20 protein-coding genes are annotated in these 24,982 nt (G+C 60.5%); 9 read left to right on the forward strand and 11 right to left on the reverse strand.

From position 1 onward, the window contains the following. Positions 1 to 350: 350 nt before the first annotated feature. The 9 genes from OKB87_RS19350 to sdhC all read right to left on the reverse strand — a co-directional run bounded on the left by OKB87_RS19350 (position 351) and on the right by sdhC (position 11,352). Complete coding sequence (locus tag OKB87_RS19350; RefSeq protein ID WP_268014885.1) at positions 351 to 1,379, reverse strand: hypothetical protein; 1,029 nt, start codon at positions 1,377 to 1,379, stop codon at positions 351 to 353. A gap of 270 nt (positions 1,380 to 1,649) precedes the next feature. Next, positions 1,650 to 2,522 carry a succinate--CoA ligase subunit alpha gene (gene sucD / locus OKB87_RS19355; protein ID WP_005300222.1) on the reverse strand — a complete coding sequence of 291 codons (873 nt, stop codon included), beginning with the start codon at positions 2,520 to 2,522 and terminating at the stop codon, positions 1,650 to 1,652. Further along, entirely contained in the window at positions 2,522 to 3,688 is a 1,167-nt protein-coding gene (gene sucC / locus OKB87_RS19360) for an ADP-forming succinate--CoA ligase subunit beta (RefSeq protein WP_016350506.1), read from the reverse strand. The genes sucD and sucC overlap by 1 nt, the downstream gene beginning before the upstream one ends. A gap of 222 nt (positions 3,689 to 3,910) precedes the next feature. Next, complete coding sequence (odhB, locus tag OKB87_RS19365) at positions 3,911 to 5,098, reverse strand: 2-oxoglutarate dehydrogenase complex dihydrolipoyllysine-residue succinyltransferase (RefSeq protein WP_011705800.1); 1,188 nt, start codon at positions 5,096 to 5,098, stop codon at positions 3,911 to 3,913. Positions 5,099 to 5,190: 92 nt separating this feature from the next. After that, positions 5,191 to 8,001, reverse strand: coding sequence for a 2-oxoglutarate dehydrogenase E1 component (gene sucA, locus OKB87_RS19370; protein ID WP_043162312.1), 2,811 nt, complete (start codon positions 7,999 to 8,001; stop codon positions 5,191 to 5,193). A 122-nt stretch (positions 8,002 to 8,123) separates the two neighbouring features. Further along, positions 8,124 to 8,840, reverse strand: a complete 717-nt coding sequence (locus OKB87_RS19375) for a succinate dehydrogenase iron-sulfur subunit (RefSeq protein ID WP_011705798.1) — start codon at positions 8,838 to 8,840, stop codon at positions 8,124 to 8,126. A 16-nt stretch (positions 8,841 to 8,856) separates the two neighbouring features. Further along, positions 8,857 to 10,623 (reverse strand): succinate dehydrogenase flavoprotein subunit, encoded by a 1,767-nt coding sequence (gene sdhA, locus OKB87_RS19380; protein ID WP_270828299.1) that lies wholly within the window; start codon positions 10,621 to 10,623, stop codon positions 8,857 to 8,859. A 1-nt stretch (position 10,624) separates the two neighbouring features. Beyond that, positions 10,625 to 10,969, reverse strand: coding sequence for a succinate dehydrogenase, hydrophobic membrane anchor protein (gene sdhD / locus OKB87_RS19385; RefSeq protein WP_011705796.1), 345 nt, complete (start codon positions 10,967 to 10,969; stop codon positions 10,625 to 10,627). Beyond that, positions 10,963 to 11,352 (reverse strand): succinate dehydrogenase cytochrome b556 subunit, encoded by a 390-nt coding sequence (gene sdhC, locus OKB87_RS19390; RefSeq protein WP_011705795.1) that lies wholly within the window; start codon positions 11,350 to 11,352, stop codon positions 10,963 to 10,965. The genes sdhD and sdhC overlap by 7 nt, the downstream gene beginning before the upstream one ends. A gap of 424 nt (positions 11,353 to 11,776) precedes the next feature. Here sdhC and OKB87_RS19395 point away from each other — a divergent pair, with 424 nt between their 5' ends. From OKB87_RS19395 to OKB87_RS19405, 3 genes are all read left to right on the forward strand, one after another. Beyond that, positions 11,777 to 13,063: a citrate synthase gene (locus OKB87_RS19395; protein WP_005300205.1), complete on the forward strand. Its 1,287-nt coding sequence runs from the start codon at positions 11,777 to 11,779 to the stop codon at positions 13,061 to 13,063. Positions 13,064 to 13,157: 94 nt separating this feature from the next. Further along, the gene (locus OKB87_RS19400; protein ID WP_270828300.1) at positions 13,158 to 13,484 is read left to right on the forward strand and encodes a DUF4377 domain-containing protein; all 327 of its coding nucleotides are present in this window, start codon (positions 13,158 to 13,160) and stop codon (positions 13,482 to 13,484) included. 112 nt (positions 13,485 to 13,596) lie between these two features. After that, positions 13,597 to 14,091 carry a GNAT family N-acetyltransferase gene (locus OKB87_RS19405; RefSeq protein WP_029301085.1) on the forward strand — a complete coding sequence of 165 codons (495 nt, stop codon included), beginning with the start codon at positions 13,597 to 13,599 and terminating at the stop codon, positions 14,089 to 14,091. 58 nt (positions 14,092 to 14,149) lie between these two features. Here the strand turns inward: OKB87_RS19405 and fabB are convergent, their stop codons facing one another. Next, a complete protein-coding gene (gene fabB, locus OKB87_RS19410) occupies positions 14,150 to 15,361 on the reverse strand; it encodes a beta-ketoacyl-ACP synthase I (protein WP_076360568.1) in 1,212 nt (403 codons plus the stop codon). Positions 15,362 to 15,451: 90 nt separating this feature from the next. Here fabB and mnmC point away from each other — a divergent pair, with 90 nt between their 5' ends. Continuing rightward, positions 15,452 to 17,470, forward strand: a complete 2,019-nt coding sequence (mnmC, locus tag OKB87_RS19415) for a bifunctional tRNA (5-methylaminomethyl-2-thiouridine)(34)-methyltransferase MnmD/FAD-dependent 5-carboxymethylaminomethyl-2-thiouridine(34) oxidoreductase MnmC (RefSeq protein WP_270828301.1) — start codon at positions 15,452 to 15,454, stop codon at positions 17,468 to 17,470. 82 nt (positions 17,471 to 17,552) lie between these two features. Here mnmC and OKB87_RS19420 read toward each other — a convergent pair whose 3' ends face one another. Beyond that, positions 17,553 to 18,152: a DUF922 domain-containing Zn-dependent protease gene (locus OKB87_RS19420; RefSeq protein ID WP_161785100.1), complete on the reverse strand. Its 600-nt coding sequence runs from the start codon at positions 18,150 to 18,152 to the stop codon at positions 17,553 to 17,555. A 335-nt stretch (positions 18,153 to 18,487) separates the two neighbouring features. Here OKB87_RS19420 and dcuC point away from each other — a divergent pair, with 335 nt between their 5' ends. The 5 genes from dcuC (at position 18,488) to OKB87_RS19445 (ending at position 24,957) form a co-directional block, all read left to right on the forward strand. After that, entirely contained in the window at positions 18,488 to 19,840 is a 1,353-nt protein-coding gene (gene dcuC / locus OKB87_RS19425) for an anaerobic C4-dicarboxylate transporter DcuC (RefSeq protein WP_270828302.1), read from the forward strand. 129 nt (positions 19,841 to 19,969) lie between these two features. Next, complete coding sequence (locus OKB87_RS19430) at positions 19,970 to 21,628, forward strand: bifunctional metallophosphatase/5'-nucleotidase (protein WP_270828303.1); 1,659 nt, start codon at positions 19,970 to 19,972, stop codon at positions 21,626 to 21,628. A gap of 195 nt (positions 21,629 to 21,823) precedes the next feature. Next, positions 21,824 to 23,467 carry a hypothetical protein gene (locus OKB87_RS19435; RefSeq protein ID WP_270828304.1) on the forward strand — a complete coding sequence of 548 codons (1,644 nt, stop codon included), beginning with the start codon at positions 21,824 to 21,826 and terminating at the stop codon, positions 23,465 to 23,467. Between the two features lie 140 nt (positions 23,468 to 23,607). Next, positions 23,608 to 24,111 (forward strand): M48 family metallopeptidase, encoded by a 504-nt coding sequence (locus tag OKB87_RS19440; protein ID WP_011705787.1) that lies wholly within the window; start codon positions 23,608 to 23,610, stop codon positions 24,109 to 24,111. 24 nt (positions 24,112 to 24,135) lie between these two features. After that, positions 24,136 to 24,957 carry a DUF2927 domain-containing protein gene (locus tag OKB87_RS19445; protein WP_270828305.1) on the forward strand — a complete coding sequence of 274 codons (822 nt, stop codon included), beginning with the start codon at positions 24,136 to 24,138 and terminating at the stop codon, positions 24,955 to 24,957. Positions 24,958 to 24,982 lie beyond the last annotated feature (25 nt).

The following is a 24,982-nucleotide window of genomic DNA, read 5'->3' on the forward strand; positions in this document are numbered from 1 at the left end:
TTAGCGACTAATCAGATCGCACAAACTGGACTGAGTTCCCTTCCTCCGGTGATCTACTATTCGGAACAGCTATTTAGTAGCTATCGGTAAAACAAGGGGAGACAAATAGATACAAGACAATAAATTTTGAAATTCTAATGTTCCCATGATGGGTTGAATTGCCCTATTGAGTATCAGACTTTCTTGGTCAAGGCATTACTCTATCAGTAGCCACATCAAACAATTGCAATGTCAAAAATGGCATTTCACTCGAATAAATGGGAAAGCATTAACAATGTTTTTCAAGCATCCAATTACACTGTCATAATACAACCACACTGCATATGCAGATATGGTCTGTAACTAATTTACTATTTTCTCTCAATCATTTTTTTAAGCTCATCTAATTTTGTCATGGTTGCATAGAAAGTTTGATATCCATGGTCTTCTATCTTACCTGTTGCGCTCCACGTCGGCACATCTTTAATGTTCTTATTTACAGTGTGAAATTGACCTTCATTACTCAGGCTGCTTACATAATTGAAAGCTGCTGCCAGTTGTATTTTCTGAGCGCCAGACAAAGTGCTTATTATGTCACTAAATTGAGTGGGCGTTAGCCCTAAACGAGCTTGCACCGTAGCACTAATGCTTCTAGTGCTTATGTATGCAATTCCTTGTGCCTGCATGACAAATGTTGCTAATTTAGTATCCTTTGGTAAATTCCGATAAATACTGCTGATATCATTTCCCACTAAAAATTGGGATATGCGTAAACCAGACACGATTGTAATTCCACTATTCTGATAGCCACCCTGCCCATCAATTTTCCCATAGGGGTCAGCTTCTACATCGAATCCACCACCGGCAGTGCTGCTCCACTGAAATATAAACGTATTACCATCTGACAACTTTGATAATACTTCCGCCTGTAAAGATTGAAATTCTGACTGAGCAGTAGATGCACTCTCAATCTCCGCTGTGCACTCTTCTTTTCCTGCATTTTTGCAAGTAGCCTTAACAAGCAATTTGGTAACTAAGTCTTGTGATTTTTTCTCTAAATTAGTGAGGCTGTTTTTAATGTCTTTTATTTTTTCACCAGGATTTCCTGTCACGGGGTAGTCATATTCGATGACTTTCGACTTATCTGTACTCAGACATATCATTGAATATGGCACTCGATAACTACTCGCAACGCAAGGCATTCCTACAGTATCTATAGGAAGTTGGCCATTGATTGCAAGAAAGCGACTTTGAAATGGAATGTCATTAAAGTAAGATGAAATACCGCCATCATTTTGAGTGGAGCTAGTCAGTTTATCTACTGCACTTAGATTACTAGAACAGCCGGAAATAAGTGCAGAAGAAACACAAAAGAAAAACATACCTTTAGAAGTCATCATATTACCCTCTCCAGCAGCATTGATATTGATATCATTTGCAAACCATAAGAATATAGTCCGCCATTCAGCATGTGCAAATTTTATTATTATGACTCTATCGTTTACATGATAGTCTTCAATTCATCGCACGCAGAGACCAGTGCCTTCATCGCGCCCCTTTGAGCTGAGATTTGTACTGAATTAAGTTACGCAGGCAAAAAAGCAAACTATCCCCATAAAAAATGCCGCCCCAAGGGCGGCATTTTTATCAGAGATAACAGGCAAAATAACTTACCAGCCGGTTACTTCACGCAGGGCCTTGCCGATATCGGCCAGGGAGCGCACGGTTTTCACGCCGGCATCTTCCAGGGCGGCAAATTTCTCGGCCGCGGTGCCTTTGCCACCGGCGATGATGGCGCCCGCATGACCCATGCGCTTGCCAGCCGGGGCAGTGACGCCCGCGATGTAGGAGACCACCGGCTTGGTGACGTGGGCCTTGATGTAGGCCGCCGCATCTTCCTCTGCGTTGCCGCCGATCTCGCCGATCATCACGATGGCTTCGGTCTGCGGGTCGTTCTGGAACATCTCCAGGATGTCGATGAAGTTGGAACCCGGGATGGGGTCGCCACCGATACCGACGCAGGTGGACTGGCCGAAGCCCTCGTCCGTGGTCTGCTTGACCGCTTCATAGGTCAGGGTGCCGGAGCGAGAGACGATGCCCACCTTGCCCGGCTTGTGGATGTGGCCCGGCATGATGCCGATCTTGCACTCACCCGGGGTGATGACGCCCGGGCAGTTCGGCCCGATCATGCGCACGCCGGTTTCCTGCAGCTTCACCTTGACGTCCAGCATGTCCAGGGTCGGGATGCCTTCGGTGATGGTGACGATGAGCTTGATGCCGGCGTCGATGGCTTCCAGGATGGCGTCCTTGCAGAACGGCGCCGGAACATAGATGACGGAGGCAGTGGCGCCGGTGGCTTCCACGGCGTCACGGACGGTGTTGAACACCGGCAGGCCCAGGTGAGTGGTGCCGCCCTTGCCCGGGGAGACGCCGCCGACCATCTGGGTACCGTAGGCAATCGCCTGTTCGGAGTGGAAAGTGCCCTGACCGCCGGTAAAGCCCTGGCAGATCACCTTGGTGTCTTTGTTGATCAGAACGCTCATTATTTGGCCTCCGCTGCTTTTACCACTTGCTGAGCTGCGTCAGTCAGACTCGTTGCGGCGATGATATTGAGGCCGCTGTCGGCCAGTTTACGGGCACCCAGTTCGGCGTTGTTGCCTTCCAGACGCACCACCACGGGCACTTTCACCCCTACTTCCTTGACGGCGCCGATGATGCCTTCCGCGATCATGTCGCAGCGCACGATGCCACCGAAGATGTTGACCAGCACGGCTTGTACCTTGCTGTCGGAGAGGATGATCTTGAACGCTTCAGTCACCCGCTCCTTGGTGGCGCCGCCGCCGACGTCCAGGAAGTTGGCCGGTGAGCCGCCGTGCAGGTTGACGATGTCCATGGTGCCCATGGCCAGGCCTGCGCCGTTGACCATGCAGCCGATGTTGCCATCGAGCGCCACATAGTTCAGCTCCCACTGGGCGGCATGCGCTTCGCGGGGGTCATCCTGGGACGGATCGTGCATCTGGCGCAGCTTGGGCTGACGGTACAGGGCGTTGGCATCGATGTTGATCTTGCCGTCCAGGCAGTGCAGGTTGCCCTGGGCGGTGATCACCAGCGGGTTGATTTCCAGCAGGGCGAAGTCGCAGTCCAGGAACATCTGGCCCAGACCCATGAAGATCTTGGTGAACTGCTTGATCTGCTCGCCGACCAGACCCAGTTTGAAGGCCAGCTCGCGGGCCTGATAAGGCTGCGGGCCTACCAGCGGATCGATGGCGGCTTTGTGAATCAGTTCCGGGGTTTCGTGGGCAACTTTCTCAATCTCCACGCCACCTTCGGTAGAGGCCATGAAGACCACGCGGCGAGAGCCACGGTCAACCACGGCGCCCAGATAGAGCTCCTTGGCGATGTCGGTGCAAGATTCCACCAGGATCTTGGTGACCGGCTGACCGTTGGCGTCAGTCTGATAGGTCACCAGGTTCTTGCCGAGCCAGTTCTGGGCGAAGGCACGGATCTCGTCCTTGCTCTTGGCCAGCTTGACGCCGCCCGCTTTACCGCGGCCACCGGCGTGGACCTGGCACTTGACGACCCAGGTGTTGCCGCCAATCTTGTCGGCCGCTTCGGCCGCTTCCTGCGGGGTGGCACAGGCATAACCTTCGGAGACCGGCAGGCCATACTCGGCAAACAGCTGTTTTGCCTGATATTCATGCAGATTCATAGATGCTCTATCCGTGTTGTAGGTATTTCCGTCCGGGGCTCGTGTTTCTCAATCCCCTGTGAAAGGGGCCAAGGCGGCCCCTCGTTATCTTTCTAATTTCACTTTCACTCAGACGTTCCGTCGGGGCCGGGTTGACCCCCGCTTGCCGCCGAACGGGAAGTCCGGCGGCAAGCTTGTGGCGCGAGCCGTCAAGCCGGGGGCTTGCCGATCCGGCCGATTTCTTTAGACGTCCAGCAGCAGACGGGTCGGATCTTCCAGCAGCTCCTTGATGGAGACCAGGAAGCCCACCGACTCGCGGCCGTCGATGATGCGGTGATCGTAGGAGAGCGCCAGGTACATCATCGGCAGGATCTCGACCTTGCCGTCGACGGCCATGGGGCGGTCCTGGATCTTGTGCATGCCCAGAATGGCGCTCTGGGGCGGGTTGATGATCGGGGTGGACATCAGGGAGCCAAACACGCCACCGTTGGTGATGGTGAAGTTGCCGCCGGTCAGTTCATCCACGGTCAGCTTGCCGTCACGGCCCTTGCCGGCCAGGTCTTTGATGGCCTTCTCGATGTCGGCCAGGCTCATGTTGTCGCAGTCACGCAGCACCGGGGTCACCAGACCACGGGGGGTGGAGACGGCGATGCTGACGTCGAAGTAGTTGTGGTAGACGATGTCGTCACCGTCCAGCGCCGCGTTCACTTCCGGGTAGCGCTTGAGGGATTCCACCACTGCCTTCACGTAGAAGGACATGAAGCCGAGCTTGATGCCGTGCTTCTTCTCGAAGATCTCGCCGTACTGCTTGCGCAGCTTCATGATGGGCGCCATGTTGATCTCGTTGAAGGTGGTCAGCATGGCGGTGGTGTTCTTGGCCTCCAGCAGACGCTCGGCGATGCGCTTGCGCAGACGGGTCATGGGCACGCGCTTTTCAGTGCGACCGGCCAGCGGAGCGACCGGTGCAGCCGGGGCTGCAGCGGCAACCGGGGCGGCGGCAGGCTTGTTGCCACCCTTGATGAAGGCTTCCACGTCTTCCTTGGTGACGCGACCACCCTTGCCGGTACCGGTCAGCTTGGCAACATCGATGTCATGCTCGGCCACCAGGCGGCGCACGGAGGGGCTCAGGCCATCGGCAGCGTCATCGGCCACCGCTTCGACCGGCTTCTCCTTGGTCTCTTCACCGGCCACCGGGGCAGGTTTGAGCATGGCGATCAGCTGTCGGGAGAGCACAGTGGCCCCTTCGCTTTGCAGGATGTCGCCCAGCACGCCGGCTTCCGGCGCCGGCACTTCCAGCACGACCTTGTCGGTCTCGATGTCGACCAGCACTTCATCACGGGCAACCAGATCACCCGGTTTCTTGTGCCAGGTGGCGATGGTGGCATCCGCCACTGATTCCGGCAGGTCCGGTACTTTGATCTCGATAGTCATCTAATCAGTTCCTTGTTACTTCTTGGCCAGCAGGCTTGTTCCAGAGTCGGAGAGGGTCGACGCAGCGGCGTGCCCTCTCCTTCGCAACGGGTTTATTCCAGGGTCAGCGCGTCTTCCACCAGGGCTTTTTGCTGCTTGGCGTGGACTGACATGTAACCGACGGCCGGTGAAGCCGACGCCGGGCGACCGGCATAACGCAGACGGGCATGGCTTGGCAGCACGCTGTCGTAGTGATGACGGGTGCAGTACCAGGCGCCCTGGTTCTGCGGCTCTTCCTGACACCAGACGAAGTCGGTGACATGGCTGTAGTCGGCCAGGATGGCGCGCACTTCCTCTTCCGGGAAGGGGTAGAGCTGCTCAATTCGCACCAGCGCCACATCTTGCTGCTCGGCCTTGCGACGGGCATCGAGCAGGTCGTAGTAGACCTTGCCGGAGCAGAACACCACGCGCTTGACGCCCTTCGGATCCAGCGCATCGATCTCGCCGATGGCGTTCTGGAAGGTGCCTTCAGCCAGCTCTTCGAGCTTGCTCACCGCCAGCGGGTGGCGCAGCAGGGATTTGGGCGTCATCACGATAAGCGGACGGCGCATCGGACGCACCACCTGGCGACGCAGCATGTGGAACACCTGCGCCGGGGTGGACGGTACGCACACCTGCATGTTGTGCTGGGCACACATTTGCAGATAGCGCTCCAGACGGGCGGAGGAGTGCTCCGGGCCCTGCCCCTCGTAGCCGTGCGGCAGCAGCATGGTCAGGCCGCACATCCGGCCCCACTTCTGCTCGCCGGAGGAGAGGAACTGGTCCACCACCACCTGGGCACAGTTGGCGAAGTCACCGAACTGGGCTTCCCAGATGGTGAGGCCGGCCGGCTCGGCGCTGGCGTAGCCATATTCGAAGGCCAGTACCGCGTTCTCGGTCAACACCGAGTCGTACACCTCGAACGGGCCCTGCTCGTCGTGCAGGTTGCACAGCGGGGTGTAGGTGCTGGCATCGGTCTGGCTGTGCAGCACGGCGTGGCGGTGGAAGAAGGTGCCACGGCCGGAGTCTTCACCGGTGAAGCGGATCCGCGAGCCCTTGTCCACCAGGGTGGCGTAGGCCAGGGTCTCGGCAAAGCCCCAGTCCAGCAGCTTCTCGCCGGCGGCCATCAGGCGACGGTCTTCGTAGATCTTCTCGACCTGGCGCTGCAGCACGTGGGTGGCCGGGTACTGGCTGATGCGCTCGCCGAGGGATTTCAGATGATCCATCGGCACCGTGCTGTCATAGGCCATGGCCCAGTCGTGACCGAGATAAGGGGTCCAGTCGACGGAGTGCAGCTCCATCGGACGCCACTCCTTGCTCACCCGCTCACCGCGATCCAGGGTCTCGCGATATTCGTTGACCAGAGTAGTGGCCAGCTCCTGACTGATGCTGCCTTCCGCCACCAGCTGGTCGGCGTAGATCTTGCGCGGGGTCGGGTGCTGTTTGATCTTCTGGTACATCAGCGGCTGGGTCGCACTGGGCTCGTCGGCCTCGTTGTGACCGTGGCGGCGGTAGCAGACCAGCTCGATCACCACGTCGCGCTTGAAGGTGTTGCGGTAATCCAGCGCAATCTGGGTCACCAGCACCACGGCTTCCGGGTCATCGCCGTTGACGTGCAGCACGGGGGCCTGCACCGCCTTGGCGATGTCGGTGCAATATTCGGTGGAACGCAGGTCACGGATATAGGAGGTGGTGAAGCCCACCTGGTTGTTGATGACGATGCGCACCGTCCCGCCCACGCCATAGGCACGGGTCTGGGACATGTTGAAGGTCTCGGCCACCACGCCCTGACCGGCCATGGCCGAGTCGCCGTGGATGGTGATGGGCAGTACGGTCGAGCCGTCCTTGTCACCGCGGCGGTCCATGCGGGCACGGACCGAGCCGATGACCACAGGGTTGACGATTTCGAGGTGAGACGGGTTGAAGGCGAGTGCCAGGTGGACGTTGCCGCCCGGGGTGGCGAAGTCGGACGAGAAGCCCATGTGGTACTTCACGTCACCGGTGCCCCAGGATTCGCCGTGCTTGCCGGCAAACTCGTCGAACAGGTCCTGGGCACGCTTGCCCAGCACGTTAATCAGCACGTTGAGACGGCCGCGGTGGGCCATGCCGATGACGGCCTCTTTGCAGCCCTGCTCACCGGCGCGGCGAATAAGCTCCTTGAGCATGGGTACCATGGCATCGCCCCCTTCCAGGGAGAAACGCTTGGCTCCCGGGAATTTGGCGCCCAGGTATTTTTCCAGCCCTTCGGCGGCGGTCAGGCTCTCGAGGAAGCGGGTCTTCTCTTCCAGGGTGTAGCTGCCCGTCCCTTCGATGGATTCGAGACGCTGTTGCAGCCAGCGCTTCTCCTCGGTGGAGGTGAGGTGCATATAGTCGGCGCCGATGCTGCCGCAGTAGGTTTTCTTCAGCGAGGCATACAGATCGGAGAGCACCATGGTCTCGCGACCGATGGCGTAGGAGCCCACGTTGAAGGTGGCCTCCATGTCTGCGCCCTGCAGGTTGTGAAACGCGGGATCCAGTTCGGCAACGGTTTCACGCGCCCAGAGGCCGAGCGGATCCAGATTGGCGTTTTGATGGCCACGGAAGCGGAAGGCGTTGATCAGCTGCAATACCCGCACCTGCTTGGCATCCACTTGCGGATCGGAGACGGGGGCACTGTAGCGGGAGGGATCCTTGGCCAGGCGACGGAAATAATCGCGGACTCGGGAGTGAGGTTGTTCTATCGCATGGCCATTGACCTGGGGCAGCGAGCTAAACAGGCTGCGCCACTCTTCGGCTACGGACTCGGGGTCTTCCAGGAAGGATTCGTACAAATCCTCGATATAGCTTGCATTCGCACCAGCCAGGTGAGATGACTCCAACCAGGCCTTCATCACGCCGTTATGCATTTCTATCCCTTGTACATCTTGTTCACTGCAGCGCAGCTTGTAGGGTTTAAATAGCCATCCAGCCATGGTGACGGATGGCTATCCAGAGGTCGGGCCTGGCGCGTGACGCCCTGGCCCTGATACTAAACAGCCCGATTGAGCAGCATCGACTTGATCTGACCGATGGCCTTGGTCGGGTTCAAGCCCTTGGGACAGACGTTCACGCAGTTCATGATGCCGTGGCAACGGAACACGCTGAAGGCGTCATCCAGATTACCCAGTCGATCGGTCGCAGCGGTATCGCGGCTGTCCGCCAGCCAGCGATAGGCGGCGAGCAGACCGGCCGGGCCGATGAACTTGTCCGGGTTCCACCAGAAGGAGGGGCAAGAGGTGGAGCAGCAGGCACAGAGAATACACTCGTACAGGCCATCCAGCTTGGCGCGCTCTTCAGGGGATTGCAGGTGCTCACGCACGGGCGGCAATTTTTCGTCGTTGATGAGGAAGGGTTTGACCTTCTCCCACTGGGTGTAGAACTGGGTCATGTCGATCACCAGATCACGGATCACCGGCAGGCCTGGCAAGGGGCGGATAACGACGTTATTGCCCTTCTTCAGCAGATCGGAGAGCGGGGTGATGCAGGCAAGACCGTTCTTGCCATTCATGTTGAGACCGTCAGATCCACAGACCCCTTCGCGGCAAGAGCGGCGGAAGGCGAGCGTGGGATCCAGCTCCTTGAGCTGGATCAGTGCGTCGAGCACCATCATGTCGGAACCTTCAGGAATATCAAGACGATATTCCTTCATATGGGGGACGTTATCAACATCCGGATTGTATCTGTAGACAGAGAATGTGACGTTCATAGGGCTAGCTCCGCAATCAGTAAGTCCGGACCTTGGGCGGGAACGCCTCACGGGTCTTGGGTGACATGTTGACAGCGCGACGGGTCATGGACTCGGTGTCCGGATGATAGAGGCTGTGGCACAACCAGCTCTCATCGTCACGCTCCGGGAAATCGAAGCGGCTGTGGGCGCCCCGGCTCTCGGTACGGAAGTTGGCAGCCACCGCGGTGGCATAGGCCGTCTCCATCAGGTTGTCCAGCTCCAGGCACTCGATGCGCTGGGTGTTGAACTCCTTGGAGGTGTCGTCCAGACGGGCGTTCTTGAGGCGCTCGCGGATGAGTTTCAGCTCGGCCAGCCCTTCGGCCATGGCATCGCCTTCCCGGAATACGGAGAAGTTGTTCTGCATGCAGCGCTGCAGGTCCTTGCGGATCTGCACCGGATCTTCACCGTCACGGCAATTTTCCCAGCGGTTGAAGCGGGACAGCGCGGCGTCGATATCGGCGTCGGAGGCGGCGCGGCCGTGCTCCATCTCGCTCAGGGTGTTGACCAGATGCATGCCGGCGGCGCGGCCAAATACCACCAGATCCAGCAGCGAGTTGCCGCCCAGACGGTTGGCACCGTGCACCGAGACGCAGGCGATTTCGCCCACCGCAAACAGGCCGACCACCGGCACGTCGTTGCCGTCCTTGTCCTGGGTCAGGCACTGGCCGTTCACGTTGGTCGGCACGCCGCCCATCATGTAGTGGCAGGTCGGAATGATGGGGATGGGCTCTTTGACCGGATCCACGTGGGCGAAGGTGCGAGAGAGCTCGCAGATGCCCGGCAGACGGGATTCCAGCACCTCTTTGCCGAGGTGATCCAGCTTGAGCTTGATGTGCGGGCCCCAGGGACCGTCGCAGCCACGACCTTCGCGGATCTCGATCATGATGGAACGGGCCACCACGTCGCGACCGGCCAGATCCTTGGCGTTCGGCGCATAACGCTCCATGAAGCGCTCGCCGTCTTTATTGAGCAGGTAACCGCCTTCACCGCGGCACCCTTCGGTCACCAGCACCCCTGCCCCGGCGATGCCGGTCGGGTGGAACTGCCAGAACTCCATGTCCTGCACGCCGACCCCGGCGCGCAGCGCCATGCCGACGCCATCACCGGTGTTGATGTGGGCGTTGGTGGTGGACTGGTAGATGCGACCGGCGCCGCCGGTAGCGAGTACAGTGGCCTTGGCCTTGAAGTAGACGACTTCACCGCTCTCCATGTCGATGGCGGTACAGCCAACGATGTGGCCGTCCTGGTTCTTCACCAGATCCAGGGCATACCATTCGGAGAAGACGGTGGTCTTGTTCTTGACGTTCTGCTGATAGAGGGTGTGCAGCAGGGCGTGACCGGTACGGTCGGCTGCCGCCGCGGTACGGGCCGCCTGCTCGCCACCGAAATTCTTGGACTGACCGCCAAACGGACGCTGGTACACGCGGCCGTTGTCGAAGCGGGAGAAGGGCAGACCCATATTCTCCAGCTCATAAACGGCCTCGGGGCCGGTCTTGCACATATATTCAATGGCTTCCTGATCACCGATGTAATCGGAGCCCTTGACGGTGTCGTACATGTGCCACTGCCAGTTGTCGTCGTGGGCATTGCCCAGCGCAACCGTGATCCCGCCCTGGGCAGAAACCGTGTGAGAACGGGTCGGGAATACCTTGGATAACAGAGCGCAGCTCTTGCCGGATTGGGCAATCTGCAGCGCGGCGCGCATGCCGGCGCCACCGGCACCGATCACCACCGCATCAAATTCACGAGTTGGAATAGTCACCTTACACCCCCCACAGTACAACGAAGCCGGTCATCAGGTAGACGAACAGCACCACTACCAGGGCAAATTGCAGCGCACCGCGCAACCCCACCGGCTTGATATAGTCGGTCAGCACCTGCCACAGACCGATCCAGGCGTGGATCAGTACGCACAGCAGCGCCAACAGGGTGAACACCTTGGTGAAGGTTTTGGCGAAGAAGCCGGTCCACACCTCGTAGCTGATGTCGTTGAACGCGACAAAGCCCACCAGGTAGAGGACATAACAGGTCATGATGAGGGCGGTGGCGCGGATCAGGATGTAATCGTGAACACCGCTGCGCCCGAAGGTTGCAGAATTGGTTACCATACCAGTACCCCCGCCAATACCGCCAAAACCGCGGTGATCACGAAGGCCACACGGGCACTCTGATTACCGGATTCCAGCTCTTCCCAATAGCCCATGTCCATGACCAGGTGACGCAGTCCGCCCACAATGTGGTAAGCCAGCGCAGTCAGGATCCCCCACAGCACGAATTTGACCAGGAAGTTGTCCATGATGGACACCACGGTCTCAAATCCTTCGGGAGAGGCGAGTGAAGTACCAAGCATCCACAGCAAGATTGAGAGCGCCACAAAGGTGATGACCCCTGAGACACGATGCAAGATGGAAGCGATGGCGGTGACAGGAAAGCTGATCGTCTGTAGGTCGAGGTTTACAGGTCTCTGTTTATTTTTCACGGCTTTGCCCACTCAGCTCCATTGAGCACGTTAGTTATTGTTTTTACACGCTTATGAGGGCATGGAGTGGCATTTGTTAGGTTTTTGTTACCAAAACAACTCAGGAAAGCCAAAAATAACATTTTCAATATCACATCTAGCTTTGCGAAAGCGTTTCAAACACCGACAGCCATCACCCACGAGGCGCAGTATATCGGCGGGCTTAACCAATGACAATCAATTAGCTACAAAGAAAACCCAAAACCTTAAACCAGATCTCACAACTCATTTAACAAATCATTAATGATCATCCAGCAAAATTGACAACAGCCCTGAACTCTGTTTCAAATAAGGCGCTCCAGCCGCCCTGGTACGGGTCAGAACCTTTGCCAGCGTCATCAAACTCGTAATAAAGTAGAGCTGGAATCAAATTATAAAAGAGCAAAGGAGACGTGCTATGGCTGATAAGATAGCCACCCTACATCTGCCCGGTAAAGACCCGGTAGAACTCCCGATCCTGTCAGGAACTGTCGGACCCGACGTGATCGATGTCAGAAAACTGGGCGCGCAAGGGTACTTCACCTTCGACCCCGGCTTCATGGCAACCGGTTCTTGCAAATCATCCATTACGTACATAGATGGCGATCAGGGTGTCTTGCTGCACCGTGGTTACCCCATCGCCCAGTTGGCCACCCAGGCCAGCTATCTGGAAGTCTGCTACATCCTGCTGTACGGCGAGGCGCCCACCAAGGCGCAGTACACGGAATTCGAACGTCTGGTCACCCGCCACACCATGGTACACGAGCAGATTGCCTTCTTCTTCCGCGGCTTCCGTCGCGATGCCCACCCCATGGCCGTCATGTGCGGCGTGGTCAGTGCGCTCTCCGCCTTCTATCACGATGCCCTCGACATCAACAACGAAGAGCACCGCGAGATCTGCGCCTTCCGTCTGCTCTCCAAGATGCCGACCCTGGCCGCCATGTGCTACAAGTACTCCATCGGTCAGCCGTTCATGCAGCCGCGTAACGCCCTCTCCTATGCCGGCAACTTCCTGCACATGATGTTTGGCGTGCCGACCGAAGAGTACAAGGTCAACCCCATCGTCGAACGTGCCATGGACCGCATCTTCACTCTGCATGCGGACCACGAGCAGAACGCCTCCACCTCCACCGTGCGTCTGGCCGGCTCCTCTGGCGCCAACCCGTTTGCCTGTATCGCCGCGGGGATCGCTTCCCTGTGGGGACCGGCCCACGGCGGTGCCAACGAAGCCTGCCTCAAGATGCTTGAGGAGATCGGCTCCGTTGACCGTATCCCCGAATACATCGCCAAGGCCAAGGACAAGAACGATCCGTTCCGTCTGATGGGCTTCGGTCACCGGGTCTACAAGAACCACGACCCCCGTGCCACCGTGATGCGCGAAACCTGTCACGAGGTACTGACCGAGCTGCAGATCAAGGATCCGCTGCTGGACGTGGCCATGGAGCTGGAGCGCATCGCGCTCTCCGACCCCTACTTCATCGAGAAGAAGCTCTACCCGAACGTGGACTTCTACTCCGGCATCATCATGAAGGCCATCGGCATCCCCATGTCCATGTTCACCGTGATCTTCGCCATCTCCCGTACCATCGGCTGGATTGCCCACTGGAACGAAATGCACTCGGATCCGGATCAGAAGATCGGCCGTCCGCGTCAGCTCTATACCGGTCAGCCGCAGCGCGAGTTCACCCCGCTCGACCAGCGTTGAGTCACGGGTTTCGGATTTTTTGTTACAAAGGCGGTCATTGACCGCCTTTTTATTTGCCGCTCTAATGCCCCCCTTTCCATCGAAGGAGTTCATCATGAGACCACTGTTCCTCAGCGCCGCTGCCGCCCTGCTGCTCAGCGCCTGTCAAAGCGCCCCCACGCCAAGCGCAGGCGAGACCCTCTACGTCAATAGCCAGCTGGTACACTGCGTCGGCGTCGGCCCCATGCAGTGCATGCAGGTGCGCAGTGACGAGCAGCAGCCCTGGACCCTGTTCTATCAGCAGATTGATGGCTTTCAGTTTGAACCTGGCTACCGCTATCAGCTGACCGTCAGCAAGCAGCAGCTCACCGATGTGCCGGCAGATGCCCCTTCCCTGCGCTACCAGCTCATCAAGGTCGTCAGCAAACAGGCGGCGCGCTGATCAAAAAAGGCATCATTTGGAGATGTTTGTTCAGTTCATGACCCGGTTCTGGTACGCTGGTTGACGAATCCATTGTTTAATCAGCGTTTTCGGGCAGCCATACCCTACCACTATGATCAAGATCCGCACGACCCGGGCCAACGACTGGCCCGCCATCATGGCCATTCAGGACGAGTGTTATCACCAGCTGGATCCTGAACCCATCGAAGTCATGAGCAACAAGGCCGAACTGGCCCCCGCCTGCTGCTGGGTGGCCGAACATCAGGGCCAGGTGCTCGGCTACCTGCTCTGCCACCCCTGGCGTGCCCACCAGCCCCCGCCCCTCTCCGTCCCCATTCAACGCCTGGCCGGCAATGACGAGTTCTATCTGCACGATCTCGCCGTCTCACGGCAGGCCCGCGGCAAGGGCATAGGGCAGCGGCTGCTCGCTACCGCCCTTGCGTTTGCCGCAGACGAAGGGTTTGAGCACGCCGGTCTGGTGGCGGTGCAGGATGCGCCGGCCTTCTGGCGCAAGCAGGGCTTCCAGCCGGCCAGTACCCGCAAGTCCCTCACCGAATATGGCGAGGGCGCGACCTACATGCGACTGCCACTACCGCAACGGGGCTGACGATCACCCAATGAAAAAGGCGCCTTGCGGCGCCTTTTTTCGACTCATGGTGGGCTCATCAAGCCTTGAACTTGCTGAACACCAGGGAGGCGTTGGTCCCGCCGAAGCCGAAGCTGTTGGACATGACGGTATTGAGATCCGCCTCTTCGTACGCGCGCACGATGGGCAGGCCCACGGCCTTTTCGTCCAGGGTCTCGATGTTGATGCTGGGGGCGATGAAGCCGTGTTCCATCATCAGCAGGGAGTAGACGGCCTCGTGCACGCCGGCAGCACCCAGGGCATGACCGGTCATGGCCTTGGTGGCGGAGAGCTTGGGTGCATTGCTGCCAAACAGCGTCTGGATGGCTTCCAGCTCCTTGGTGTCACCGACCGGAGTGGAGGTACCGTGGGTGTTGATGTAATCCACCTTGCCGACACCCTGCATCGCCATCTTCATGCAACGCACTGCGCCTTCACCGCTCGGCGCGACCATGTCGTAGCCGTCGGAAGTGGCACCGTAACCGGTGATCTCGGCATAGATGTGGGCACCACGGGCCAGGGCGTGTTCCAGCTCCTCGACCACCAGGATGCCGCCACCACCGGAGATGACGAAACCGTCGCGGTCCGCATCATAGGTACGGGAGGCTTTTTCCGGAGTGTCGTTGTACTTGGTGGACAGGGCGCCCATGGCATCGAACTGGATGGTGGAAGACCAGTCCAGCTCCTCGCCGCCACCGGCGAAGACGATGTCCTGCTTGCCGAGCTGGATCAGTTCCAGAGCGTGACCGATGCAGTGGGCAGAGGTGGCGCAGGCGGAGCTGATGGTGTAGTTGACACCCTTGATCTTGAACGGGGTGGCCAGGCAGGCGGAGGTGGTGGAGGACATGGTGCGCGGCACCATGTAGGGGCCCACGCGTTTGACGCCCTTCTCACGAGCGATATCCGCAGACTCGGAGGTGTTCTTGCCGGAGGCGCCACCGGAGCCGGTCACGATACCGGAACGCTCGTTGGACACCATCTCTTCCGGCAAACCGGCGTCTTCGATGGCCTGTTGCATGGAGAGATAGGCATAAGCCGCTGCATCGCCCATGAAACGCATGACTTTACGGTCGATCAGTTCAGACGGGTCGAGTTTGATGTTACCCCAGACACGGCTGCGCAGGTTGTACTGTTCGAACTGCTCGGAATAGGTGATGCCAGATTTGCCTGCTTTCAGGGAGGCCAGCACTTCTTCCTTGTTGTTGCCGATACTGGAGATGACGCCGATACCGGTGATCACTGCTCTTCTCATTAATTCATCTCGTCTGGAAAAACTGGCGCCAAGTCTACCCGCTTTCGGCTGCCAAACTGGTCTGCTTTCACGTAGAATGCCCGCGATTTTGTGACGCGAGCAGAGGAAAACGTGAGTCAAACATCCTTACATCATGCCCGATTGGACTGGAATGAAGCGGGAACTCCAGTCTCCAGTGAGTTCGGGGATGTGTACTTTTCCAATGATAACGGTCTAAGTGAAACCCGCTACGTCTTTTTGCAGCAAAATCGGCTGCCAGCGCGATTTTCGCATCACGATAGTGACATTTTCGTGATAGGTGAGACAGGTTTCGGCACAGGTCTTAACTTTCTGGCGACAATGGCCGCCTTTCTGGAACAGGCGCCCCAATCCGGCAACGGTGCCCGCCTCCACTTCATCAGCTTCGAAAAATACCCGCTGACCCGGGAGGATCTGCGCAAGGCGCTGGCCGCCTGGCCCGAGCTCGCCACCTTCAGCCAGCCCCTCATCGAGCAGTGGCCGCTGCCCGTCGCAGGCTGTCATCGGCTGCTCTTTGCCGGCGGCCGGATCCGGCTCGACCTCTGGTTTGGCGACATCAAGGAGATGCTGCCCCAGGTACCCCACCCGGCAGACGGGTTGGTGGACGCCTGGTATCTGGATGGCTTCTCCCCTGCCAAGAACCCGGAGATGTGGACGCAAGAGTTGTTCGACGGCCTGGCCCGCCTCGCGCGTCCCCACGCCACCATCGCCACCTTTACCTGTGCCGGCTTCGTGCGCCGCGGCCTGATTGCCGCCGGTTTTACCATGCAGAAGGTGAAAGGACACGGCAGCAAGCGGGAGATGCTGGCCGGGGAGCGCGCAGAGAAACAGCCGCAGCAGACCATCGCCCCCTGGTATGCCAGACCCGCCGGCCGCGCGGGTGAGGTGCTGATCATCGGTGGCGGCATCGCCTCGGCCATGACGGCGCTCTCGCTGGTGGAGCGGAGCCGCAAGGTAACGCTCTTGTGCCAGGATGGCGAGCCGGCGACCGGCGCCTCCGGCAATCGGCAGGGAGCCCTCTACCCGCTGCTCAACGGCGAACACGATGCGCTGTCGCGCTTCTATTCGCTGGCCTTCGGCTTTGCCAGAAGCCGACTGTTGGCCCTGGCCGATCGCCATCCCGTCGCCTTCTCGCTGTGCGGCGTCACCCAGCTCGGCTATGACGACAAGTCCGCCGCCAAGCTGGCCAAGATGGCACAAGGCCCCTTCCCGCCCGAGCTGATGCAGGTACTTTCCGAGCCGGAAGTTGAGCAAGTGGTCGGCCTGCCCTGCGGTCACGGTGGTGTCAGCTATCCGCAGGGGGGCTGGCTCTGCCCGGCGGATCTCACCCGCGCCGCCATCAAGGAGGCGCAGGCCCGCGGGTTGCTTGAGGTGGCGTTCAATACCGAGGTTGTCGCCATGGCCGAACAGACCGATGGCTGGCAGGTCGAGAGTCGTGACGGGCGCCGCTGGCAAGCCCCCAATCTGGTGGTGGCTGCCGGCCATCAGTTGCCTGCGCTCATTCCCTTTGCCGAGCTGCCGCTCTACCCGGTGCGCGGCCAGGTGAGCCATGTACCGACCTCGGCGAGTTTGAGCAAGCTCAACACCGTGCTCTGCTACGATGGCTACCTCACTCCGGCCCACAACGATCACCACTGCATCGGTGCCAGCTATGGCCGCAACCAGACCGATCTCGGGTTTCGCGCCGACGAGCAGGCCCAGAACCAGGCGCGGCTGCAAGCCTGCCTGCCACAGCAGAGCTGGCCCGCCGAGGTGGATGTGAGTGGCAATCAGGCTCGGGTCGGCGTGCGCAGTGCCAGCCGGGATCACCTGCCGGTGGTAGGGCCAGTTGCCAGCTTGGCCAACCTGGCGGATCACTACGCCGGACTGCAGGGCGATCAGCAGAACGCACCGCCGTTGCCGCTGCATCCCGGCCTCTATGTGCTGGGGGCACTCGGCTCGCGGGGACTATGCTCGGCGCCCCTTTGCGGCGAGCTGCTGGCCAGCGAGATCTGCGGCGATCCGCTGCCGCTGGCAGCCGATCTGCTGGAGGCGCTCCACCCGGCCCGCTACTGGGTGCGCAAACTGCTCAAGGGCAAGCCGCTCCAGTGAGCGCCCAGATGCTCGGCAAGGTGCAACAACAAAAAGGGCTCCCCGACGGGAGCCCTTTTTGTTCGCTCAAATCCTGTCGGGCTCAGATGCCCTTTGGCCAGTTAAGCCCCAACTTGCGACCGTGATCGGTCTGCTGCTGCAACTGGCTGAAACGCTGGCGCGAGCTGGCCAGCACTCCCTGCCCCCGCTGCCAGGCCTGATATTCCAGGGCGGCGCAGTCGCGCTCCACTGGCAGCTGCGCCAGCTGGATGCCGAGCTGGCTGACGCTCTCCAGCAGTATGTCTTTGTGGCGGCTCTCGTAATCGAACATGGCGGCCACCAGCTTGTCCCACTTCTGGCGCTCGGCGGCGGAAGCCTTGGCCTTGTCCATCCAGTTCGGCACCATCACCTTGATCCGGGTGGTGACCCTGACCTGTTCCAGCTCGCAGCGCTGCGCCTCGGGACGGGTCTGCAACTGCCAGGAGAGTTGGTAACTGGCCATGCCGATGTGGCCGTTGGCCCGGGCTGTGCCCGCGCTGGTCATCTGGCGTGCCAGGCTCGCCACGTCCGGTCCGGAAACCCGATAAAACTGAAAGTCGACCTTGATGTCAGGCACCGCCTTGATACCGGTGTAATGGGAACTCTCGGCCCCGGCCGTGGCGGCGAACAACATCAATGCCACCATGAAAACTTTGCTGACCATTCCCATCTCTGCTGCCTTGACCTCGTTGCTGGCGGGGTTGTTATTTTAATTAATAATCAACGCATTAATACTCGAAGCAGGAGATTAACCGCGATCCCCGCGACTGTCACCTACTCCCGTCACAAAGCCTAAGTGTCAGGTTGACAAGTCGCAACCCCGCACCGCCATTGATTTGCAAGCAAGATCACAAGTGATGCGCAACATCATGGTGAGATACCCCTTATTGGATAATAATCGCCGAGTTTTATGTCGATACATTTCGGGATTGGCCAGATTAACCTCCAAGTTGACGCCAGGAATGCATCCACCTTCATTCGTACTCAGGAACTCACTCTATGATGGAACTCCTTATCGGCACCCTGGTCACCCTGGCTGTGGGTCGCTACATCTTCAAGGGCTACTCGGCCACCGGGGTGCTGCTCAGCGGCGGCTTGCTGCTGCTGGCGATCACCGCCCTGATGGGCAAGGCGGTGCTGCCCACCAGCGTCACCTCCACCGGCCACGTGGCCACCGACATCTTCGAATACGTGCGCTTCCTGCTGGTGGATCGAGGCGGTGGCCTCGGCATGCTGATCATGGTGCTGTGCGGCTTCGCCGGCTACATGAGCCACATCGGCGCCAACACCATCCTGGTGAAGCTGGCCAGCAAGCCGCTTGGCATAATCAAGTCCCCCTATATCCTGCTGGTTGCCGCCTATCTGGTGGCCTGTGCCATGTCGCTGGCGGTGAGCTCCGCCACGGGTCTCGGCGTGCTCTTGATGGCCACCCTGTTCCCACTGATGGTCAACATGGGGATCTCCCGTGGCGCGGCGGCGGCGGTGTGTGCCTCGCCGGCCGCCATCATCCTGGCCCCCACCTCCGGGGACGTGGTGATGGCCGCCCAGGCCGCCAACATGGAGCTGCTCGATTTTGCCTTCAAGCTGACCCTGCCCATCTCGCTGGTGGCCATCGCCGCCATGGCGGTGACCCACTTCTTCTGGCAGCGTTATCTGGATCAGAAGACCGGCGAGCACAACGAGGCGGTCGCCCCGAGCGATCTCATCACCGATGCCCCCGGCTTCTACGCCATCCTGCCCTTTACCCCCATCATCGGGGTGCTGCTGTTTGACGGCAAACTCGGGCCCAAGCTCGACATCGTCACCATCATCGTCATCTGCCTGGTGTTGGCCGCCCTGCTGGAGCTGGCCCGCAAACGCAACAGCAAAGAGCTGCTGGACGGGCTGCAGGTATGCTGGCGCAGCATGGCCGATGCCTTCGCCGGCGTAGTGATGCTGCTGGTGGGTGCCGGGGTGTTTGCCCAGGGCCTGATGGGGCTCGGCTTCATCGCAAACCTCCTGGATCTGGCCCAGAGCTTTGGTACCGGCGGCATCGTCATCATGCTGGTGCTGGTGGTCATCACCACCCTGGCCGCCTTTACCACGGGGTCCGGCAACGCCCCCTTCTACGCCTTCGTGGAGCTTATTCCCCATCTGGCCACCAGCCTCGGCGTCAACCCCGCTTATCTGGTGATCCCCATGCTGCAGGCCTCCAACCTGGGCCGCACCATCTCGCCGGTCTCCGGGGTGGTGGTCGCCTGTGCGGGGATGGGCAACCTCTCTCCGTTCGAAGTGGTCAAGCGCACCTCGGTGCCGGTCGCGGTCGGCCTGCTGGTGGTGATCCTAGCTACCCAGATCATGGTACCCGCCTGAAGGGACGGGGCTCCCTGAGCGGATGCCCTGCTTCTACCTCACTCTACCCGCCCGGCCTGCCGCCGGGCTGGTATCTCCCCCCGCCATTGGAGTAGACTCGGTGCTCTTTTTTCTCTAAGGAGGACCGAGATGAGTATTACGGTTCAACTTGCCCACTTCAGTGACTGTCACTCCCATTTCGATGGCGCCCCCATGCGCTTCGCCCCCGCAGGCGAGTCCGAGTGGCGCACCCAGTGTGGTGGCTACGCCCGCATCCTGACCCGGCTCAACGCCTTGCGCCGGCAGGCCGACGCGGCGGGCCAGACCTGCCTGTTCCTGCACGGCGGTGACACCTTCCAGGGCTCGCTCTATTTCAACCGCTTCAAGGGGCGCGCCAACGCCGACCTGCTGAGCCTGCTGCGACCGGACGCCATGGTGATCGGCAATCACGAGTTCGATCTGGGTAACGGGCCGCTGGTGGAGTTTTTGCGCCAGCTCGACTTTCCTGTGCTGGCCGCCAACCTCGACAGCAGTCAGGAGCCCGCCGACGCCCCGCTGCGACTGCGCGGCCTGCCCCGGTTGTATGATGCCAGCCGTCCCTGGCACCAGCGCAGTATCGACGGCGTGCCTTTCGCCCTGCTCGGCATCACGCTGCCGCAGATGGCGGCCATCGCCAGCCCCGATCCCCATACCCGCTTTCACGGCATCGAGCAGACCCTGAAGGCCGCGCTGGCAGAGATCAAGGCCGCCGGCATCCACCACATCATCCTGCTGAGCCACCTGGGGCTGGAGCAGGACAAACTGCTGGCCGAGCATTTCCCCGAGCTCAGCCTCATCATCGGCGGCCACACCCACAGCCTGCTGGGAGAGCTGGCGCCGCTGGGTCTGGCGAGCGAGGGCAGCTATCCGCTGATGCGAAACGGCGTCGCCATCCTGCACGCCGCCCACAGTGCCCTCTGCCTCGGAGTGTGCGAGCTGACCTTTGACCAGCACGGCCGGGTAGTGCGCAGCCGTGGCCAGCTGGAGTGGCTGCCCTGGCAGCCCTGGCCGTTTGCCTCGACGCCGCCGACCGGGCTGCACTTTTGCAAGCCGGCGCCCGCGCTCGAGCAACTGCTGGCCAAGCGCTACCGGCCCGAGCTCGAGACCATGACCCAGCGCATCGTGACCCGCCTTGGCGGGCCGCTGCACCATCAGCGGCTGCCCGATGCCAGCCTGCCGGCCGGCAGCCAGGTGGCGCCCCTGGTGGCCAGCGCCATGCTGGCCGGGGCCCGCGAGCAAGTCGGTCAGGTGGACTTCGCCCTGCACAATGCCGGCGGGGTACGTTGTTCCCTCGAGCCCGGGCCGCTCAGCGAAGCGGACATCGCCGGGCGCCTGCTGCCCTTCGCCATCCCGCTCACCCTCTATCGGGTGCACGGTCATGAGCTGGCCGAGGCGCTGGAGGGGGCCATCGACAACGCCACCAACAACGGAGTGACCGGCAATGGCAACGGCAGCTTCCCCTATACCGCCGGCGTGCGTTTCTGTTATCAGGCGGACCAGCCCAAGGGGCGCCGGATCACCCTGCTGGAGTGGGAGCGCGCCCCCGGCCAGTGGCAGCCGGTCGAAGCCGACGCCATCTATCGGGGGGTTTCCAGCGCCTACACCGCCTCCGGCAAGGAGGGCTACACAGCGCTGGCCCGCACCCTGACCCAGCACAACCAGGAGCTCGGCATCACCCTGGCGGATGCCTTCATCCGCTGGGCCCGCTATCTGCCCGAGCTCGCCGCTGCGCCGGCACTGGTGGAGTATCAGGGGCCGTCTACCCGGTAAGGATCTGCCGGGCCCCTTGGTGGTGGCCCGCCAGGTCGCTTTAGCCGGTTTTGTCAGAAAACGTGCCGCTTTCATGCCGTAAAGCGGCACTTTTACAAATTATTTCAAGCACATTCCCCTCGCCCATTGCATCGTGCTGTCAGGCTCGGCAAGATAGGCCCGCTTTCGAGACTTCCCAGCAGGAACAGGTCACCCATGAATCATGCCATCCGTTTTACCCCTCCTCGCGTCAATCCGGGCCTGCGGCCGCTGGTGATCCTGCTCACCGGTTTGCTGGCCTTGCTGTTCTGCCTGCGCAACCCGCTGTTCCACGGCATGGCGCCAGGCTTTGACGCCTCGCTGTTTGCGGTGATGGGCAAGATGTGGAGCGAAGGGGGCGTGCTTTACCGGGACATGATCGATATCAAGGGCCCCATGATCTTCGCCCTCGACGCCCTCGGCTACGGCCTCGGCGGCTTCTTCGGGATCTGGCTGCTGGAGTGGGCACTCTGCTGGCTGGGGCTGCTGGCCAGCTGGCAGGCGTTCGGTCAGCTCGGCCTCTCGCTGCGGGCCCGGCTCGGCAGCATGCTGGCGGTACTGGCGCTCTACGGCACCCGCTACTATTACGGCAACATGACCGAGGACTGGACCTTCCATCTGGCCCTCATCGCCCAGTGGGCCTTCATCACCATGCTGCTGGACAAGCGCTGCAGCTGGGAACCGGCGCTGGTGGCCGCGCTTACCTTTGCCATCGTCGCCTGGATGCGCACCAACAACGGCGCCTTCTGGGGTGCCTGGTATCTGGTGCTGTTCTGCCACTGGTGCCTGCGCGAACAGTGGCGCTGCGCCCTCTCCCTGCTCTGCTCCAGTCTGCTGGGGCTGGCGCTCGTCGGCGGCCCGCTGCTGGCCTACTTCCAGCATCACAACCTGCTGGCCGAATTCAAATACTACGCCTTCGACATCTTCTTCGAGGGGAGCTACGGCAACGGCTTCTCGCCGGATGTCGGCAGCGTCGGCCTGCTGCGTACCGGCCTCATCATGCTGTTGCCCGCCTTCATCGTGCTGATGATGGGGCGCCGTCAGGAGTGGTATCTGCCGGCCCTGTGCGCCACCCTGTTTGGGGTCATCTTCACCCTGATCGCCAACTCGGTCTCCGGCCACGTGTTTGATCACTACGATGTGCTCTATCTGCCGCTGGCCCTGCTGCCGCTCGCCTGCCTGCTGGATCGCAGCGAACAGCAGGCCGATGGCCTCGGCCTGCTCTGCATCTCGCTGGTGGTGCTGACCGCCAGCTGGCTGCTGGCCCAGCAGCTGGGTTACGGCTGGAGCACCAAGGAGTGGTCGCTGGAACGGGTGCGCGAAGTGCTCGGCAACAGCCTGTTGTGGGCCCTGCCGGTGCTCATCCTGGTGCCCCTGTGGCGCGCCTGGGATGTGCGCAGCGCCACCCCCTGGCTCGCCTCGCTCGCCATGCTGGCCCTGCTGCTCAACAATGCCTGGGAAGGCACCCTGAAGGGCACACCGTTCAACCCGCCAGCCCAGGTGCGGGTCGATCGGATCAAGGCCGAAACCGGCCCCACCGACAAGATCTGGGTGGACGGCATCCAGCCGCAATATTACCTCTGGACCGATCGCCAGCCGGCCTCCGCCTACCTGTTCTTTGCCAACGTCAACCCGCCCTACGACGTGCGTGAACGGGTGCTGGCCGACCTCAAGCGCCAGAGTCCCAAGTTCATCATCGCCAAGCCGGATCGGGTGGCCGAAGAGCTCAAAAAGCCCAGCTCCCCCTCCAGTCTCGCCTTCTATCAATATCTGGTGAGCCAGTATGAAGAGGTGGATCCGGGCCTCTATCGCAGGCGCTGAGCCCCCTTGACCGAAAAGGGCCGTCATCCCGCGATGACGGCCCTTTTCATTGCGCCAACGCAGGCAAGGCCCGAAACGGTAGGCAAGCGGCGACGCGCTGACTACAATGGCGCTCTTTTGATATGACGAGTAATGCAGACATGGCGGAACTGACCTACCTCGGTGGCTACCCCGAGCCCCTCAAGGCCCAGGTGCAACAGCTGATCGCGGCGGGCAAGCTGGGGGACGTGCTGGCCAAGCGTTATCCAGAGACCCACCTCATCCAGAGTGACAAGGCGCTGCTCGCCTACACCATGGAGCTGAAGAACCGCTACCTGAAAAGCTCGGCGCCGCTTTCCAAGGTGATCTTCGACGGCAAGATCAACGTGATCAAGGATGCCCTCGGCCTGCACACCTATGTGAGCCGGGTGCAGGGCAGCAAGCTCAAGGCCAAGAACGAGATCCGCATCGCCGCCCTGTTCAAGGAGGCCCACCCGGCCTTCCTGAAGATGATCGTGGTGCACGAGCTTGCCCACCTGAAGGAGAAGGATCACAACAAGGGCTTTTATCAGCTCTGTCAGCATATGGAGCCCGACTATCATCAACTGGAGTTTGATCTGCGGCTCTGGCTCACCTGGCGCGATCTCGAACGGGCCACGCGCTGATCCCGACTGTTTCAAGGAGGAGACATGACTTCATTGCGCCGTTACCTTGCCGTGCGCCACTCAGGCCGGCGCCGGCCGCTCGGCCGCTGGCTGGTGGCGCTCCTGTTGCTGAGCCCCTGGCTGCAAGCCGCCGAGCGTTGGCAGAGCGATGCCTATCTCACCGAGAGTTTCTTCGAGGTCGCCATGAAGCGGGAGTACGGCCACGAACAGAACGTGCACTTCTCCCGCTGGGAGCAGCCCATCCGGCTCAAGCTGGTCAACGAATTTGGCGACAAGGCGCTGCAAAGCGAGGTGGTCAAAGTACAGAGCCAGCATCTGGCCGGCATCATAGGTCGCCCCATCGCCCTGGTCAGCGAGCGACCCAACATCACGCTGATCATGACCGCACGCGCCAAGATGGCGAGCTGGGCCAAGCGCACCATGGGGCAGGATGCCTCCGTCAAGACCGCGCTCAAGGAGGGGCTCTGCATGGCCAACTTCACCACCAATACCCGCCGCGAGATGGCCCGCGCCACCATCATCATTCCGGTGGATTACAGCCGGGCCAAGGGGCGCTTTCTCGACTGCGTGGTGGAGGAGCTCACCCAGGTGATGGGGTTGCCCAACGATTCGGACAAGGTGTTCCCCTCCATCTTCAACGACAACAGCATCGACAGCTTCCCGACCGGGCTCGATTACGTGCTGCTCAAGCTTGCCTATCACCCGGCCCTGCAGGCCGGCATGACGGCCAGCGAAGTGCGTGCCGCCCTGCCCGTCGCCCTCAAGGCACTGCGCGCCAGCGGCGACATTGCCCAGGCCGATCAGCGGGTGCAGGTCAACAGTCTCAAACGCTGGGCCGGGCTTTGACGGTTGAGGAGTAAAGGCTGAGTGC

Source organism: Aeromonas sp. Y318-1 (assembly GCF_027706125.1).
In the GTDB taxonomy this organism is placed as follows: Bacteria; Pseudomonadota; Gammaproteobacteria; order Enterobacterales; family Aeromonadaceae; genus Aeromonas; species Aeromonas hydrophila.

Coding starts and splice junctions, on each gene's coding strand:
- OKB87_RS19405 (WP_029301085.1), top strand. CDS start 13,597: ATGATCAAGATCCGCACGACCCGGGCCAACGACTGGCCCGCCATCATG.
- sdhD (WP_011705796.1), bottom strand. CDS start 10,969: ATGGTAACCAATTCTGCAACCTTCGGGCGCAGCGGTGTTCACGATTAC.
- sucA (WP_043162312.1), bottom strand. CDS start 8,001: ATGCATAACGGCGTGATGAAGGCCTGGTTGGAGTCATCTCACCTGGCT.
- OKB87_RS19350 (WP_268014885.1), bottom strand. CDS start 1,379: ATGATGACTTCTAAAGGTATGTTTTTCTTTTGTGTTTCTTCTGCACTT.
- OKB87_RS19375 (WP_011705798.1), bottom strand. CDS start 8,840: ATGAACGTCACATTCTCTGTCTACAGATACAATCCGGATGTTGATAAC.
- sucD (WP_005300222.1), bottom strand. CDS start 2,522: ATGAGCGTTCTGATCAACAAAGACACCAAGGTGATCTGCCAGGGCTTT.
- OKB87_RS19420 (WP_161785100.1), bottom strand. CDS start 18,152: ATGGTCAGCAAAGTTTTCATGGTGGCATTGATGTTGTTCGCCGCCACG.
- OKB87_RS19435 (WP_270828304.1), top strand. CDS start 21,824: ATGAATCATGCCATCCGTTTTACCCCTCCTCGCGTCAATCCGGGCCTG.
- OKB87_RS19395 (WP_005300205.1), top strand. CDS start 11,777: ATGGCTGATAAGATAGCCACCCTACATCTGCCCGGTAAAGACCCGGTA.
- dcuC (WP_270828302.1), top strand. CDS start 18,488: ATGATGGAACTCCTTATCGGCACCCTGGTCACCCTGGCTGTGGGTCGC.
- OKB87_RS19400 (WP_270828300.1), top strand. CDS start 13,158: ATGAGACCACTGTTCCTCAGCGCCGCTGCCGCCCTGCTGCTCAGCGCC.
- sucC (WP_016350506.1), bottom strand. CDS start 3,688: ATGAATCTGCATGAATATCAGGCAAAACAGCTGTTTGCCGAGTATGGC.
- OKB87_RS19445 (WP_270828305.1), top strand. CDS start 24,136: ATGACTTCATTGCGCCGTTACCTTGCCGTGCGCCACTCAGGCCGGCGC.
- odhB (WP_011705800.1), bottom strand. CDS start 5,098: ATGACTATCGAGATCAAAGTACCGGACCTGCCGGAATCAGTGGCGGAT.
- OKB87_RS19440 (WP_011705787.1), top strand. CDS start 23,608: ATGGCGGAACTGACCTACCTCGGTGGCTACCCCGAGCCCCTCAAGGCC.
- fabB (WP_076360568.1), bottom strand. CDS start 15,361: ATGAGAAGAGCAGTGATCACCGGTATCGGCGTCATCTCCAGTATCGGC.
- OKB87_RS19430 (WP_270828303.1), top strand. CDS start 19,970: ATGAGTATTACGGTTCAACTTGCCCACTTCAGTGACTGTCACTCCCAT.